The organism is Marinobacter shengliensis, from assembly GCF_030297115.1.
GTDB lineage: Bacteria > Pseudomonadota > Gammaproteobacteria > Pseudomonadales > Oleiphilaceae > Marinobacter > Marinobacter shengliensis.
In genome coordinates, this window is sequence record NZ_AP028062.1 from 1,814,343 (window position 1) to 1,827,666 (window position 13,324).

At 58.9% G+C, this 13,324-nt stretch carries 20 protein-coding genes; 4 read left to right on the forward strand and 16 right to left on the reverse strand.

Translation table 11 applies throughout. The features are described from left to right. The 15 genes from QUE75_RS08240 to QUE75_RS08310 all read right to left on the reverse strand — a co-directional run bounded on the left by QUE75_RS08240 (position 1) and on the right by QUE75_RS08310 (position 11,402). The gene (locus tag QUE75_RS08240) at positions 1 to 1,140 is read right to left on the reverse strand and encodes a prolipoprotein diacylglyceryl transferase (RefSeq protein WP_286255039.1); all 1,140 of its coding nucleotides are present in this window, start codon (positions 1,138 to 1,140) and stop codon (positions 1 to 3) included. 267 nt (positions 1,141 to 1,407) lie between these two features. Then, positions 1,408 to 1,884, reverse strand: coding sequence for a phage virion morphogenesis protein (locus QUE75_RS08245; RefSeq protein WP_286255041.1), 477 nt, complete (start codon positions 1,882 to 1,884; stop codon positions 1,408 to 1,410). Between the two features lie 14 nt (positions 1,885 to 1,898). Then, the gene (locus QUE75_RS08250) at positions 1,899 to 3,143 is read right to left on the reverse strand and encodes a phage minor head protein (RefSeq protein WP_286255043.1); all 1,245 of its coding nucleotides are present in this window, start codon (positions 3,141 to 3,143) and stop codon (positions 1,899 to 1,901) included. After that, on the reverse strand, positions 3,136 to 4,602 hold the full coding sequence (locus tag QUE75_RS08255) for a DUF935 domain-containing protein (RefSeq protein WP_286255045.1): 1,467 nt from the start codon (positions 4,600 to 4,602) through the stop codon (positions 3,136 to 3,138). Before QUE75_RS08255 ends, QUE75_RS08250 begins: the two co-directional genes overlap by 8 nt. 2 nt (positions 4,603 to 4,604) lie before the next feature. Beyond that, positions 4,605 to 6,284: a hypothetical protein gene (locus QUE75_RS08260; RefSeq protein WP_286255047.1), complete on the reverse strand. Its 1,680-nt coding sequence runs from the start codon at positions 6,282 to 6,284 to the stop codon at positions 4,605 to 4,607. Next, positions 6,284 to 6,835, reverse strand: a complete 552-nt coding sequence (locus tag QUE75_RS08265; protein ID WP_286255049.1) for a DUF3486 family protein — start codon at positions 6,833 to 6,835, stop codon at positions 6,284 to 6,286. The genes QUE75_RS08260 and QUE75_RS08265 overlap by 1 nt, the downstream gene beginning before the upstream one ends. A gap of 5 nt (positions 6,836 to 6,840) precedes the next feature. After that, positions 6,841 to 7,149 (reverse strand): hypothetical protein, encoded by a 309-nt coding sequence (locus QUE75_RS08270; protein WP_286255051.1) that lies wholly within the window; start codon positions 7,147 to 7,149, stop codon positions 6,841 to 6,843. Further along, complete coding sequence (locus tag QUE75_RS08275) at positions 7,139 to 7,465, reverse strand: hypothetical protein (RefSeq protein WP_396631698.1); 327 nt, start codon at positions 7,463 to 7,465, stop codon at positions 7,139 to 7,141. The genes QUE75_RS08270 and QUE75_RS08275 overlap by 11 nt, the downstream gene beginning before the upstream one ends. Positions 7,466 to 7,476: 11 nt before the next feature. Next, positions 7,477 to 8,088 carry a hypothetical protein gene (locus QUE75_RS08280; RefSeq protein ID WP_286255052.1) on the reverse strand — a complete coding sequence of 204 codons (612 nt, stop codon included), beginning with the start codon at positions 8,086 to 8,088 and terminating at the stop codon, positions 7,477 to 7,479. Beyond that, positions 8,085 to 8,699 carry a transglycosylase SLT domain-containing protein gene (locus tag QUE75_RS08285; RefSeq protein ID WP_396631707.1) on the reverse strand — a complete coding sequence of 205 codons (615 nt, stop codon included), beginning with the start codon at positions 8,697 to 8,699 and terminating at the stop codon, positions 8,085 to 8,087. The genes QUE75_RS08280 and QUE75_RS08285 overlap by 4 nt, the downstream gene beginning before the upstream one ends. A 58-nt stretch (positions 8,700 to 8,757) precedes the next feature. Next, positions 8,758 to 9,099: a putative holin gene (locus tag QUE75_RS08290; protein ID WP_286255056.1), complete on the reverse strand. Its 342-nt coding sequence runs from the start codon at positions 9,097 to 9,099 to the stop codon at positions 8,758 to 8,760. A gap of 470 nt (positions 9,100 to 9,569) precedes the next feature. Beyond that, on the reverse strand, positions 9,570 to 10,058 hold the full coding sequence (locus tag QUE75_RS08295) for a hypothetical protein (RefSeq protein ID WP_286255059.1): 489 nt from the start codon (positions 10,056 to 10,058) through the stop codon (positions 9,570 to 9,572). A 33-nt stretch (positions 10,059 to 10,091) separates the two neighbouring features. Continuing rightward, positions 10,092 to 10,445, reverse strand: coding sequence for a hypothetical protein (locus tag QUE75_RS08300; protein WP_286255061.1), 354 nt, complete (start codon positions 10,443 to 10,445; stop codon positions 10,092 to 10,094). Positions 10,446 to 10,447: 2 nt separating this feature from the next. Then, on the reverse strand, positions 10,448 to 10,924 hold the full coding sequence (locus tag QUE75_RS08305; RefSeq protein ID WP_286255063.1) for a hypothetical protein: 477 nt from the start codon (positions 10,922 to 10,924) through the stop codon (positions 10,448 to 10,450). A 46-nt stretch (positions 10,925 to 10,970) separates the two neighbouring features. Next, complete coding sequence (locus tag QUE75_RS08310; protein ID WP_286255065.1) at positions 10,971 to 11,402, reverse strand: helix-turn-helix domain-containing protein; 432 nt, start codon at positions 11,400 to 11,402, stop codon at positions 10,971 to 10,973. A 62-nt stretch (positions 11,403 to 11,464) separates the two neighbouring features. On the opposite strand from QUE75_RS08310, the gene QUE75_RS08315 reads away from it, so the two are divergent. Both QUE75_RS08315 and QUE75_RS08320 read left to right on the forward strand, forming a co-directional pair. Next, positions 11,465 to 11,680: a hypothetical protein gene (locus QUE75_RS08315; RefSeq protein ID WP_286255068.1), complete on the forward strand. Its 216-nt coding sequence runs from the start codon at positions 11,465 to 11,467 to the stop codon at positions 11,678 to 11,680. A 177-nt stretch (positions 11,681 to 11,857) separates the two neighbouring features. Next, complete coding sequence (locus tag QUE75_RS08320; RefSeq protein WP_286255070.1) at positions 11,858 to 12,055, forward strand: DNA-binding protein; 198 nt, start codon at positions 11,858 to 11,860, stop codon at positions 12,053 to 12,055. 112 nt (positions 12,056 to 12,167) lie between these two features. Here QUE75_RS08320 and QUE75_RS08325 read toward each other — a convergent pair whose 3' ends face one another. Further along, positions 12,168 to 12,398 carry a hypothetical protein gene (locus QUE75_RS08325; RefSeq protein ID WP_286255071.1) on the reverse strand — a complete coding sequence of 77 codons (231 nt, stop codon included), beginning with the start codon at positions 12,396 to 12,398 and terminating at the stop codon, positions 12,168 to 12,170. 121 nt (positions 12,399 to 12,519) lie between these two features. Between QUE75_RS08325 and QUE75_RS08330 the strand changes: the two genes are divergently transcribed. Beyond that, the gene (locus tag QUE75_RS08330; RefSeq protein ID WP_286255072.1) at positions 12,520 to 12,990 is read left to right on the forward strand and encodes a hypothetical protein; all 471 of its coding nucleotides are present in this window, start codon (positions 12,520 to 12,522) and stop codon (positions 12,988 to 12,990) included. 5 nt (positions 12,991 to 12,995) lie between these two features. After that, a complete protein-coding gene (locus tag QUE75_RS08335; protein ID WP_286255074.1) occupies positions 12,996 to 13,316 on the forward strand; it encodes a helix-turn-helix domain-containing protein in 321 nt (106 codons plus the stop codon). Positions 13,317 to 13,324: the final 8 nt, after the last annotated feature.

The window sequence follows — 13,324 nt, forward strand, 5'->3', positions numbered from 1 at the left end:
TCAGCCTCCTACAGCCGAAAGGGCTGTGTTGTAGTCGCATTTGTGCTCAGCCTGATAGGCCTGCGCTTTCTGGTGCAGGGCCAGGCGCTCCGGGTCTACCGAGTAGCCGGCAGGCGCGGCAAAGCTTGCGGTAGAGACTGCCTCTTCGGTGTCAGCCCCACGCTCTGAGAAATCCACTCGCTGAGGTAGGCCAGTCAGGAAATCCCGGAACCAGGTGTTGGCCGGTTTCTTCACCTCGCCATCATTGGAGGCGAAGCAAACTTCCACGTCTTCATCCTGGGCGGCCATAAAGGCCACCAGAGCCTCTTTCTCAGCGGGCAAAACTTTTCCTTCTTTCACCAGCTGTTCCGCAAAGCTGGCGATATCATCCTTGCGCGCCTGGGCTTCCTTCTTAGCCAGGGCCTGCTCGCGGGCTTCCAGGGCAGACTCCCGGGCTGCGAAATCCGCCGCCTCTTCACCCGCCTTGGGTTTGTTTTCAGGTTTCACGGTTGTCACCTCCTCAGGTGGGTTGTTTGGGGCGGAGAACCCCGGTTCATCAGCGTTGTACTCTTCTTCCATCGCCTCACGCTGGGCGGCTTCAGCCTCCTGGGCCAGGTAGGCAGGCACCACACGGTCAGCGGCCTCCTGCCCAAACTGGGCCAGCATCCAGTCGCGCATACGGCGCGCCAGGTCGGCCAGCGTTGAGCGGGAGTCAAGATCTGAAGCGGCGAACTCCACGGTCACAAGGCCGTCTTCAGCACCGGAAAAACTGGCGGGCTTCAGGCCGGGGATGGCGGGAGCAGCTGCGCCCAGAAAGCCGACGTGGCGCAGATACCAAACGCCTGGCTTGGGGTTGGATGGGTGCGTTGGAGGAAACCAGGACGCGGACATCTTCGGAAAGCGGCCCTCATTCACCAGAGCGGCAAACTGGGGCTCTACCCGGTCGGGCTTGGCCTTAACCACATCACCGTCCAAGGTGATGGACTCAACCCAGCCGTAGGCCGGGTCTTCCATTTGTGGGTGGCCAACCACCAAGGGCGCGGAGAATACGGCCGGGTCATAGGCCGCCACCGAGGCCTCCATGTCTTCACGGGAAAAGGCCCACTCGCGGCCCTGGCTATCGGTGTGCTGACCAGACTTGAAAATTTCTAACAGGCTCATGCCTACCTCGTGCCCCGTTGAGTGAATAACGTAGGCTCAGAGTGGCATGGTGCTGAGGGGGTGTATTTTGAAGGGAGACAAAACAAATCCGCTGGCGTTGCACCAGCAGATACAGGGTATCAAGTGGTTTGGTCGGCCTCCAGAGTTTTGGTCAGCGAGTTTTGCCACCACTGCAACTGAACCGGCACCCAAAACCCTCTGAGCGGCGTTTAAACAGGTTAAACGTGGTTTGTTCGAGTGTCCGTAGCAAACCCCAAACAAACCACCTTAGAGGCGCCCAGAGGCGGCGGACAGATAATCCCGGACAATATCGAGAATAACATCTTCATCCTGGCGAGAGATTCCCAGAATTGGACGCGCCGGAATGTCGCCCCAAGGCAAAGGCGTGCCACGATCAGACACTCCGAACTCCCCCTGCTTGGCGCCGAAGTGCTGGACAGCTGCATATTTCATTGTAGAGCCGAACTCCAGAGCGCCAGCGGTCGCATTGTAGCTGAACTGACGACCAAGGCTCTTGCTTTCGCCAACTAGCGGGTCGTCGCTACCCTTCATCACCTGGGTCAACCGGCTGTTTCTCGCCCAGGGCGTACCGTCCGGCGCCTCCTTGTCCTTGAACCTACGGCGAGTAGATACTCCCAGGTACTCGCCAACGTCCTCGAACACGGGCTTGAGGTTGCCTCCCTTTTTCTCAAGTTCCCGGAATGCCTCCAAGACCTCACGGCTGTCAAGCTGCGCTTTGATCATTCGCTACCCACTCCTCAAGGCTGCACAAACAAGGCGGTCAAAACCAAGCTTTGCTGGTTATTGCGCACCCCAAACAGCGCGGTAAACAACTCCCCGGCAATTTCTTTTCGGTACCGGAGCAACGGAATGCCAGCCTCATTACCAGCATCTTCAACGGTGTCCGGATCATTGAGTATGCCGGGCAGCTGGCCATAGTCAGCCTGGGTAACTCTCCGCCGACCACGGCGCCGGCCGGCGCCATCATTGCCGAATTCGCTTTGTATGCCTCGTACTGCTGTGGCATCCAGTGCGAAGTCGAAACCGGCCACATTCGCACCACTCAATGATCGCACCGTTTCCGCGTCTGCTGCGGTGAGTAGCCCCATGGTTTGATAAGGTGGCACGTCGGCAGGGCTCAGGTCCTCGAGTATTCTCTGAGCATACCGCCGGGTATCATCAGCCACAGACGGCAGCGATCGGTAACTCTGGGCCAGACGATCCCGCATGCTGGCGGGAACGCCCTGCATGTACGCCTTGGCCAGCTCGTAATCCCAATTCCGGTTTTTCTCGGCCATGGCACGGACAACGTCGCTCACACGGTCTCCCGGAGCGTAGTCCCAGTTCTTGCTGATCCCAGGTGGCGCCCCCGTTTTCGGGTCGATTTCGTTCCAGCCTTCAGGCAATGGCTGGCCAGGGTTACCACCTAACCGGCGGGCTGCCGCCTCGCTTCTCGCACCTACCACATAGCAACTGCACCCCCAACCATTGGGCGCAAAGTGAGTGCGCCAGAATGGGTGGGTGGCCGGCAGCGTCAGGCCGTCCCACGCCAGGTGCTGGGTGCGTGGCTCGGCGCTGCCGCCGTGCTTGTATACCCAAAACTCAAAGCCGCCTTCCTGCAATTGAGCGTTGCGGCCTGCGGCGTATGAGGTTGCCATGTTGGTTTGATAGACGACGCGGGTTCGCCAGGCTTCGCCTTTCTTGCTGCCTTCGCCGGTCCAGCCAGTCCAGCCACGACGCTCAACGATAGCTCTGAAATCCTTTCTGAAGGCACCCAGCGTTTCGCCTTCGCTGATGGAGCGGTCCACTGCGACAGCCATATCAGCCAGCAAGTCCGCTTTGGTGGCACCGGCCACCATGAAACCAAGGTCATGCTCCCCCCGGCGCAGATCGTCCCAGCGGGCGGTGGGCACCAGATTGCCCAGTTTGTTCCGAAAGAAGGCAACCTGCTGCTTGAACGGCTGACGAAACGCACCGGTGACGGCCGACGGGCGCTCACTCATGGCCTTGCTCCACGTCGTAGCGGCCGGCGGCAAGGGCGGCGAGGTTTGCATCCCCCAATAGCGTACCCAGTTCCTCCTGGGGCAGAACATCGAAGGCGGCCAGTAGCATGGCGCGGAATTCTTCGAGGCTTTCGGCCTGTTCCAGCATCACCTCAATCTCATCCAGCCACCGATCGGTCATAGGCTCCGCCTCGTTAGCCAGGCGATCCGCCAGAACATCTGCGGGGGCTTTCTCCTCATTGGCGATGGCGCTGAACTCTGTGAAGCCGGACGGCGCTGGCCTCGGCATTTCCCGGCTAGGCATTTCCGTCCACTCGCCGCCGTAGGTGTCTGTCACGTGTTTCAGGGTCGGGCGGAATCCCATGTCATAGATGGATTTGTCCCGCTCGGCCCGCTTGTTCTGGTCTTCACTGGGCTCCACATCCCGGTACACCGTGGGTACGGCCGCGCCCGGGAAGTTCCACTCGGTCAGCCAGGTGCCGATGCTGCGGTTGAAGCTCTCACACACCAGGTCGGCGTCAGCCTTGACGAGATCCAGCCGCACGTCGGCCTGCAACTCGTCGTTACCCAGGCGGCCGGGCGTGCCCTGGGTACTCGCGGTTTGCCCCAGTACCACCTTGGCAATGGCAGCGTCCATGCGGTCGTACACCGCCGCATAGTCAGCGGTACCGGAGCGGGCGGCCTCCAGTAGTTCAACCACCATGCCTTCGGGTACGGCAATGCCGGTATCGGTGCTGATGGCAGACAACGCTTGAAGCAGCTTCTGCTTTTGCTCTGGGCTGGCGTCTTGCCCGTAGGTGCCCTTGGCCGTCGGCTGACCAAACTTCTCCAGGAACAACAGCCAGTACTTCAGGCCCTGGCGCTTGAAGAACGCCGGCCAGTAGAGCCAATGGCCAAGGCCAACACCATAGGGCTCGTCGTCATGGTCCGCGCCGGTGCGGAAGCTCCAGAACTTTCGCTCCGGTAGCAGTTCCCCGTCAGGCTTTTGCATGGTTTTCATGCGTAAGCGGCCCGCACCATCGAAGCCAAACCGGCGGCGATCCCGTACCTTGATCTCTGGCATTACGACATAGCGGCTGTCCCTGTCCCACAGGGGTTCCGCCACGGCAAAGCCGTAGTACACGCCGTAAAGCATCAGGTCTGTCACCCGGTCAAAGCCCACGGTGCGAATCTGTTCCTGCAGGAAATCGGCAGCGGCCTTGTCTCTGCGGGTTTTGCCGCCGGGGTCCACCTTCCATTCTTTGCCGATCACCGCCAGGCGGCGCTGGTTGAAGCACGCAGACACCTGGTCATCGCGCAACACTTCCTTGTAAATTCGGTAATCCCCGCCACCGCGAATGCGCAGCACCTCATCACTGGCGGGCTGAATGCTCAGCGGGTCCAGGTAGCCCCGGGTAATGTCTCGGCCATCGGCGGTGGTGGCCACCTCGTTCATGTCTGGGCGGGTGTTCTCTGCCATGATCAAAAGCCTCGGAAGTCGTTGGTACCGGCCACCGTGCCAAACCCGGTATCGGTGATGCTGGCCACGGGGCGCTCATCGCCCAGGCCGGTCATGCTTGGGCGTGGCCCGGTGCTCAGGTAGTCAATGGGGATGGGCTGGCGCTGGTTCAGGCTGGCAAAGCAGGCCAACGCCAGGGCAATGGCAAAGTCACCGTGGCGGTACAGTTCAGGCTCTTTCAGGTCGGCCTTGCGCACACCGGGAATCATGGGGATGCCGTCCACGTCGACAATCGCCCGCAAGTCGGATTCCAGGTTGGCATCCCGGGGCAAGTCGATCACCCCGTCCTCAAACCACTGAATCATCTTGGGCATCCACAGGCCATACCATGCCCGGCTCAGCATGATCTGGTGCACAGAGTCATGGCCGAACTTGTCCGCTGTGTACTCCGCCAGGATCTGGCCGGAACCCGTGGCGTCCATGGCACCGCCGCGCCAGTTTGGCAGCCGTTCAATGATGTGCCATTTGATCTGTTCCTGCTGGCGTGTGGGCACGTTCTGCAGCTCCAGCACCCAGGGGCAATAGCGCTTGAGCGTGCCGGTAATGCCCAGGGGCACCAGAATGGAGAAATCCCGGTGGCGCGCGAAGTCATCGCCAAATACCCAGCGGTAGCGCGGGTCCAATTGCTCCAGAACTGGGTCCAGGTGTTGAGTAATCCACGCCTGGCACCAGCTTCGGCGCTCTTCGTCAGACTTCTTCACAAAGTCATCATCCAGCACCAGGCGCAGTACCGGGCGCTCCTCACGCATCGCCGAATCAATCCACACACCTGGCAGGCATACACCGGAACCGTCACGCGGTACCGCATCCAGCTCCTCGCGCATGGCCGCTTTGCGTGGCCCGTAGGAGTTGCGGATGCGGCTGTACCACCTGAGCTTGCCCTCTGGTGTGGGCTGCTCGCGTTTCATCATGCACACCCGTTCGTAAAGCCCGTTCTCTACCGCGTTGTCAAAAGTGACGGTGTACACGGCCGCGTCGTCGCCGTAGCGGCCTTCCTCGATGTCCTTGCAGAACTGGTTGAACGGGTTGGACTTGCCGTTGTGGGAGCTGATCACCACGATCTTGCCCCCCCAGATCAGCAGGGCCGTGGCCGCATCCAGTACACCTTGAACGTCCTGGTGGAAGGCGGCCTCATCAATCACGACGATGCCCTGTAAACCCCGGATATTGGCAGGGCGTGAAGACAGGGCCGTTACTTGGAATCCGGAACTGAAGCGGATGCGGTAGGCAGTGATGTGCTTGCTGTTGCCTCGGTCGTCCTGGTCTTCGAACAGGAACTCCTCAATGCCAGACACCCCCTGGCCCTGGGCCTCGGCAATCACGCGGGCAAACTTGGCGCAGTAGCCGATAAACTCCAGGCCCTTTTCCTTGGTGTCACCGATGTAGAACACGTTGTCGCCACCAGCGCTGCGGCGGGAGGCTGCAATCAGCGTGGAGTCCAGAGCCTTGGCGAACGTCATGCCGGTACGGCGCCCCTTCGGTACCGCCACGATGGACTGGGGCATCTTCAGGAACTCGGACTGGTGGAGCATCAACACGCCTTCGTCCAGGGGGTTGAAGCCCTCGGGGATATCCCGGGCCCGGGCGGGAAGCTCTTCCCAATCCAGCACCCGCACGGTGCTACTCAGCGGTTTCATGGCCATCAGCGAATCCCCAGTACTTTCTCACGCCAGAAGGTGACCTGGTCTGCCGTCATACCCTGGGCCTGCGCGACCTCTTCCAGGTTCTTTTCCTGCTCGGCCAGACGGGCCGCTACGGCGTCTTCCTGGTATTTCTTCAGGGCCACGGAGGAGCGTGTCAGCGTGGCAATATTCTTGGCCGCCTTGGACAACAGGCCAATGCGCTCCTGTGGGTCCATGTCCTGGGCTTCCTGCATGTCCATGATGGACTCGAAAAGCTCAGACTGGATCATGGCGGTCAGGGCCTCAGAGCGGGCATCCTCCCGGTCTCCAGCCTGGGCTCGGATGATCTTGGCTGCCTCGGTACTGGCGCGGATCGCCGCCAGGCGTCGCTCCAGCTGCTGGCCGTAGCGATGCACCGCAGATCGGCTGGGCAGCTCCTCCTCGTGAGCCGGGAAGCGTTCCCTCAGCAGGTCAATCAACTCATCCAGGGTGTGTTGCCCGGAGGCCAGCTCGCCTTCCAGGAAGTGGCGCACCTCTTCCGGCAAGCGGCGAATAGACGATTTTCTGCCCATGGCCATCACCAGTATCGTTCGGGGCGGGCGATCCCCGGCAGGCAATCCACCGTGTATTCGGCCACGTCTACGCCGTAACGGGTCAGCTCACAGAACCAGCGGCCTGAGGGCTCGCGCTTTACCTCTACCAGCTTCCGGTCGTGCAGGTAGTCCAGCTCCCGGCGCAGTTCAAGCTGAGTGCAATCTGGGTACTCACTTTGCGCCACCGTCAGCACCGTGCCTTCGTAGGCGCCAATCGGCCTGGCGTTGTTCAGCGTCAGCAGCACCAGCCATCGCAGCCCTTCACGCCTTGCCCGCTCCATGTCAACTTTCATGCATCACCCCTTTTTTCAACTGCACGTTTTCCAGCTTCAGCGCCAGGCTGTCGAGCTTGGCCTCGATCACGCTCTGGCCGCGTATGTAGTCTTCCCGGCGTACGTAGTGCACTGGCAGATCAGCCCTCAGCTCCATCAACTCACGCTCTACGCGGCGCCATTCGTCGGTGTCTTTTTCCTGGGCGGTTACCATCCTGTCCAGCCGCAGATCCAGGTCCCTTGTCACCCGAGCCAGCAGCGCCCGGATCACCATAATGAGAAACCCGCTCCAGGCCCCCAGCAACGTCACGAATACTGCTACGGCCTTCCAATCCAAACTCACCTCCATCATGGCTGCGTCTCATCAGGGTTCAGCACCTCAATCAGTGCCGTCAGTTGCTTTGTGTTTGCCTGGCACCAGCGGCCGTATCGTTGGGCGTGGCGCAGCAGCTCTCGCTGGCTGACGTTGCTGTTGTCGAACTCGGCAGCAACTCCGGGGGCTGGCCAGGGCGCTGCATCAGGCTGCCCGGCACGGGCTGAAGTGGCTCGCACACCGCCAAGGGCGGCGTTGTAGTCGCGCAGCCAGCCAACAGTAAACACGCACTCAGGCACAGGCTGCGGAACGTTGCCTGGGCCGGTGCGATAGTGGTCGGTGTAGGCTTCATCCAGGGCGTCCTCCAGATCACTTATTCGGCTTTGCAGTTTCCGGCGCGTTGCCAGATAACTTTGTTCAATCTCTTGTGCTCGGCGCTGCTTGCGGGCCTGTTCCACTTCATAGGCGTTCGCCTGGTCAAGCAGCTGCTCCGCGTGTTCACGCCTCACGGCTTCCAGTTTTGCCTCACCCCTGGCCTTTGCCTCGCTGTAGCCCTGCTGCCACGCGGCCTGTCGCTCAGCGGCCAGATAGTGGTAGCCACCCAATAGGGCGCCGCCCGCCATCAGAGCTATCAACAGGGACTTCATTCGCCCCACCGGTTCTGGCAAACACCTGGCCCCCAGCCGGCGCCCTGATAGAGCGGCTCCCAGCGCAACAGAATCACTCGGGGGTAGTGTCGGTTCTCGCGAAAGTTGGCAGCGGAGCGGCCATCGTTGAACCGCTCCACTGAATCAAACCAGGCCAGCGGGTCCGCCCCCTTAGCGGACGCCAGCCGTTTGTCTCGGTACACCCATCCCAGCCCGCCGTTATAGGCGGACAGTACAAAGGCCCACTGCTCACAGGGGCCCGCGGCCTGGATTCGGGCGCTCAGCCATACGGTGTAGTGCACCATGGCGCGAATGGCCCAGCGGGGGTCGAAAGGCTGGGCATCAGAAAGCTCGGGGTAAAGAGAGGCAATCCACGTTGTGGTGCCCGGCATGAACTGGGTAAGGCCTTGGGCGCCGGCCGGGCTCACCGCATCCGGGCGCCACCAGCTTTCCTGGTGGATCAGACCGCCCAGCGTGGCCACCGGCGCATCCAATCCATAGTGATACCGAGCTACTCTGGTGAGATCCGCCCGGTATGCCTCAGCGGCCCGGGGCACGTCATCAGCCGCCCGGACACCTCCGGCACAGAAGCCGATCAAAAAGGCCACCATGCCCGCCAGAGCCCAGCGGAACACGACAGAACGACCAATCGTGGGGTGCCTGATCATGTCAGAGCCCCAGAGCCAGGCCAATGACACAGGCGAACACGATGATGGCCCGCCGAATCGCAGCCAGCGACGCAGCCAATAGCATCGATTGCATATCGGTACCTTCCGACAGAAATTGGCATCGTCCGAACAGCGTGCCGGGGCGAGCATAGGGAAACAGAGCCCGATCCAGCCAGTACGCCAGCGTAACGGCCAGAGTTACCAGCGCCAGCTTATACGCCACAATGGGCAGCTGCTGCGGTGCAAACCAGTACAGCCCAACCATCAGAACGAGGGTGATAACCGCCCAGCCAAACAGGCGCGGCATCTTGAAGCAAAAGGGGAAACGGGGGCTTTCAGGCATGACGGCATCCTCTTGGTCACAGGTTAAAACCAGTTAAGTGACCTTCAGAATGCACTCAATCAAAGGGGCTGTATTTTGAAGGGCAGCATAAGCCGCCCGGGGGAGAAATGCGGAGAGTGGAAAGGGTAAAACCATTCTCCAAGAAAGAAAAGAGGCCACGATGGACAGCGAAAAGAATACGCCACCGATGTATATTCCCCGCAATGGATCATTAGCGCAGGTTTGCCTGATCCAAAAGCAGGGCTTCCCTTATCCAGAATTGATACTCAATGCTCCGGAGTGGTCGGGAGACGAGTTCTGGCTGCCACTGATGACCCAAGACAGCAGTTTGCCCGCAATGTTTTTGCTGTTGCGTCGGGAACAAAACGGTGACTTCAGAGTGGCAGACTGCAGATCCTGGAGCCACGTGCCGCGAGCGGATCAAGAAGTAATCGATACCGTGAAACGCCTGTGCCAGGAGTTCGAGGTTGCTATGAAATCAGCAATCGCAGATGAGCTATCAGATCGGGTGCTTTGCCGAGAAGAATCTCAAACAAGCGATGACTGAGCTGGCCTAGCGCTTCCTCCGGCATCTGAAGAACCTTGGCCCTGAGCCGATCCTTGACAGATTCAGGGCCAGGCGATTCAGCAATTCGCTTATCCAGCATCTCCCGCAATTGGTTTGTATCAAGTCGAACTGTAACAATCCCTAACTCAGCACCAAGCCCGCCATCCGCCTCCAGGTAGTCGATACCTTTGGCCGTGATCGTTGCAGACACCAATCTCTCCATAGGCTCAGGACCACACAGCCTGGATGCATTCATCTCAATCAAACCATGATTGTCCAGATAGTGTAGGTGCGCCGATAACTCCGAACCACCAAAACGCTGATTGAGTGCATCTGCAAACGCTGGGTGTGGATAGGATTCCTTTACAAACCGAAGAATCTCCCTCTGAAACTCCCGATCGGACAGGTTCATTCTGAAGCGATTTCCCTAACTGCAAGCTCCGCATCAAAACAGTGAAGCCTGAATCTTTGTGAATGTCTTACTGTCTGTAGTGGCGAGGAGCTTTCGACCGTCGTAAAACTTCGCAACAAAAGTAACATTTTTTTTGTTTCCTCCAGCTAACAGGCCAGCCAAAAGACCCACTGAACCAAGCAACAGACCACCTGCTGCGCCCCACCCAACCGCACCGCCTAACTTCTTCACATTTTCCTCTGTGGCAACGTCCAGAGTTTCGATCTGGGAAACATCGATACTTTCCCCGATGTATGGATGCTCTTCAGTCTTAAGGGTTAGCGTATTGAAGTTATAATTACCGGATTGTTTCAGGAAATCCCCTGCATGGACTTTGATGCTGCTCATCGTCACTTCTCCTTACGGTATTTTCGGCGTGCAATTTCCATCTCAATATCGTTTAGCCACCGCTCAGCCCTGAGAGCCTCCTCTCGTATAACCCTAATCTGCGGCAGTGACCTGTTCCAGTAGAGGGAAACCCCCATCAACAACGCGATGGGGGCAGCCAAAAGCCAAGGCGCTTCAAGGTAGGCCGCGAGTCCCCCGAGTATTGAGAGCAGCACCAGCAGTGTCAAAATAAACCCAGTCAGCGTGATGATCGTTGGCCGATTCAGATACCTACGAACTGTAGTTCGAAAAGCCTCGCTCCGAGCCTCAGCGCGCATCTCTAAAAGCCGCTCAAGCGTTGGCGGGTCCTGAGGGGATTCATTCCCACCTGGCGGCTGACCCGCCGGTGCTGCATACAAGTGCAGGTTCCACTCGCAGTTTTCGTAAAAGTCCCGTCCGGCTGCCCGATTATTATCACCATTAACATCAATGGACGACATACAGCTCCTCTCCTGCCGCTTACTACCCAACGCTCAAGACCAAGCGCTATTTTTTTCCTTCGTTGTAATCGCCGCCGGCCACGCGGTGGCCGCTGCCTTTGACGGATACCCCGCCGCTTGAATCCTTGGCCTTTTTGCCAGTCAACAGTTCAGCCAGCAGAGCCTTGCGCTTGGCGGGCTTCAGGCCTCGATAGGCCTCAAGGAGCAATGACTCGTCGGGAGGCAGTGTAGCGCTGGCGTCCTTCTGACTTCTCTGGCCGGTGATGATGTAAAGAACGTCGGCGCCAGCCTCAGCGATTCGAGCCAAATAGACTGCATCCGGATATCGATCTGCCTTCTCATAGTTAATCTGAGCAAGCTTCTTCACCCCTCCAATTTCGCCAAACCCGGGCTGGCTATAACCGAGCCTCTCCCGCTCCTTTCGCAGCCTAGAACCAATATCCAAAAAAGAACCCTCAATACTGTTGACAGTATTCATTTGAATACCTATATTGACACTCATACACAGCAACTAACGGCTAACAACGGAGCCGAAAAAAAATGACCGATACAGAAGCCGCCAAAGAAGCCGCCAAACAAGCACTGCACAACCTCATTGACGAAGTGCCGTTCACGCACGACGACATTTTGTTCCTGATGGTCATAGCGACTGGCTTTTGGCCTTCGCCGCCAGCAGCGCACTTTCACAAGCTTCGTTCCGTGTTTGAACCAGAGGCCGAGAATCAGACGCCGCCTGATTCTGAAGGTGAGCAATGAGCGTGTCAGCGGTAACCGTTTCACCTCGCTCAATCAGTGTCAGCACCGCCTCACTGATCGCCATGGCAACAATAGGTGGAGACACGGCACCCCGGGCGTCTGACTTTTCTAGTTTTTCAAGCGTCTTTTTGACTCTTTCATCCATTGAATTTGTTCCCTGCCATTAAGGAGATTGTCATGGCGACTCAAACAGCCCCCACACCCAACGAGATCAAGCACCGCCTGCGCCAGCAGGGCAAAACCCTGAAAAGCTGGGCGGAAGAACACGGCTTTAATTACCGCACCGTGAGCGACACCGTGCGCGGCCTGCGCAAAGGCAACTTCGGTGAATGCCGAGATGTTCGCCAGGCCCTTGGCTTACCCGTTGAAGATTAACACCTTTTAACAGGCTTTCGCACCCCGAAGGAGACAGCAATGAATGCACGCCATACCCCGAAGCCACGGCGCTCAACTGACCAACGGCTCACATTGTCAGAGGCTCGGCTAATCATTCGAGATCTTTCCGGAGGCGGTCATCCACTCCGCGCAAAGACTCCGTTAGCACCATCAGCCTGCGCTGCCAAGCCGGGTCTGGCTGAGACTGGCACATGGCATCAAGGTCTTCACACAGCTCATCAATGTGGACCTGGCCATCCTGTGCAAGGTAGCGAACCAACAGAACATAAGCACCTTCCAGGGCCGCCAGCTCAACCTTCAGGTCTTCAAAATCGTTGCTCATAACCTTTGCCCTTCCATTGTGAATACAGGGAAAGATTAAGCGGCTTGAAAGGCCTTTGCCCAGAGGCAAACCGGCGCTTTTTTTGGAACACCCGAACACGACAAGCAACAGAGAACGTCCAATGGCTCGCAGAACCTGGAAAACCTACCAACCCAACAGTCTTCGGGACGCCCTGGAAGGCTGCAAGGTGTACGCCCGCGACAAGCACAACCTGAGCGTGGAGCGGATTGCGGATCTGATGGGGCTGGTGGACCACTGGGCGCTTTACAAATGGCTGCAGAACGGGAGGTTCCCGACCAACCTGTTGATTCCCTACGAGCGGGCCTGCGGCATCAACCTGGTGTCGCGCTGGCTGGCAGCCAACGGTGGCAAGTTGCTGGTGGATATTCCTACCGGCCGCCAGGCAGATGCGAGCGACATCCAGGAGCTGCAGGCGCGCTTGCACGACGTCACGGGCCTGCTGATGAAGTTTTACCAGGGCAATCAGAATGCTGAAGACACCCTGGCCGGCATCCAGAGTGCTATGGAGCAACTGGCCTGGCACCGGGGCAATGTGCAGCAACACCAACAACCACAGTTTGATTTGGAGTGACCCCCATGACAGCGAACACCAACGCCACCCGCATTAGCCGCAGCGGCGCAAAGTGCCTGAAGGTGCTGTTCGCCCTGAGCGGCCACAGCCTGACGGGGCTCAGTAACACTGAGCTGAGCAAGGCCCTGGGCGAAAGCCCCGCCACCATCAACCGCTGCCTGAACACCCTGGTAGCCGAAGGAGCCGTCATCAAGTTAGTAACTGGTCGCTATGCACCTGGGATTCGCATCCTTCAAATAGCCGTTCGGCACCACCGTGAGTTCAGCAACATGCGGGACAGAATGGATGAAATTGACCAGCGCGTGCTGGCTGGCGCAAACCTTTAATCGGAGGC

Coding starts and splice junctions, on each gene's coding strand:
- QUE75_RS08240 (WP_286255039.1), bottom strand. CDS start 1,140: ATGAGCCTGTTAGAAATTTTCAAGTCTGGTCAGCACACCGATAGCCAG.
- QUE75_RS08245 (WP_286255041.1), bottom strand. CDS start 1,884: ATGATCAAAGCGCAGCTTGACAGCCGTGAGGTCTTGGAGGCATTCCGG.
- QUE75_RS08250 (WP_286255043.1), bottom strand. CDS start 3,143: ATGAGTGAGCGCCCGTCGGCCGTCACCGGTGCGTTTCGTCAGCCGTTC.
- QUE75_RS08255 (WP_286255045.1), bottom strand. CDS start 4,602: ATGGCAGAGAACACCCGCCCAGACATGAACGAGGTGGCCACCACCGCC.
- QUE75_RS08260 (WP_286255047.1), bottom strand. CDS start 6,284: ATGGCCATGAAACCGCTGAGTAGCACCGTGCGGGTGCTGGATTGGGAA.
- QUE75_RS08265 (WP_286255049.1), bottom strand. CDS start 6,835: ATGGGCAGAAAATCGTCTATTCGCCGCTTGCCGGAAGAGGTGCGCCAC.
- QUE75_RS08270 (WP_286255051.1), bottom strand. CDS start 7,149: ATGAAAGTTGACATGGAGCGGGCAAGGCGTGAAGGGCTGCGATGGCTG.
- QUE75_RS08280 (WP_286255052.1), bottom strand. CDS start 8,088: ATGAAGTCCCTGTTGATAGCTCTGATGGCGGGCGGCGCCCTATTGGGT.
- QUE75_RS08285 (WP_396631707.1), bottom strand. CDS start 8,699: ATGGTGGCCTTTTTGATCGGCTTCTGTGCCGGAGGTGTCCGGGCGGCT.
- QUE75_RS08290 (WP_286255056.1), bottom strand. CDS start 9,099: ATGCCTGAAAGCCCCCGTTTCCCCTTTTGCTTCAAGATGCCGCGCCTG.
- QUE75_RS08295 (WP_286255059.1), bottom strand. CDS start 10,058: ATGAACCTGTCCGATCGGGAGTTTCAGAGGGAGATTCTTCGGTTTGTA.
- QUE75_RS08300 (WP_286255061.1), bottom strand. CDS start 10,445: ATGAGCAGCATCAAAGTCCATGCAGGGGATTTCCTGAAACAATCCGGT.
- QUE75_RS08305 (WP_286255063.1), bottom strand. CDS start 10,924: ATGTCGTCCATTGATGTTAATGGTGATAATAATCGGGCAGCCGGACGG.
- QUE75_RS08310 (WP_286255065.1), bottom strand. CDS start 11,402: ATGAATACTGTCAACAGTATTGAGGGTTCTTTTTTGGATATTGGTTCT.
- QUE75_RS08315 (WP_286255068.1), top strand. CDS start 11,465: ATGACCGATACAGAAGCCGCCAAAGAAGCCGCCAAACAAGCACTGCAC.
- QUE75_RS08320 (WP_286255070.1), top strand. CDS start 11,858: ATGGCGACTCAAACAGCCCCCACACCCAACGAGATCAAGCACCGCCTG.
- QUE75_RS08325 (WP_286255071.1), bottom strand. CDS start 12,398: ATGAGCAACGATTTTGAAGACCTGAAGGTTGAGCTGGCGGCCCTGGAA.
- QUE75_RS08330 (WP_286255072.1), top strand. CDS start 12,520: ATGGCTCGCAGAACCTGGAAAACCTACCAACCCAACAGTCTTCGGGAC.
- QUE75_RS08335 (WP_286255074.1), top strand. CDS start 12,996: ATGACAGCGAACACCAACGCCACCCGCATTAGCCGCAGCGGCGCAAAG.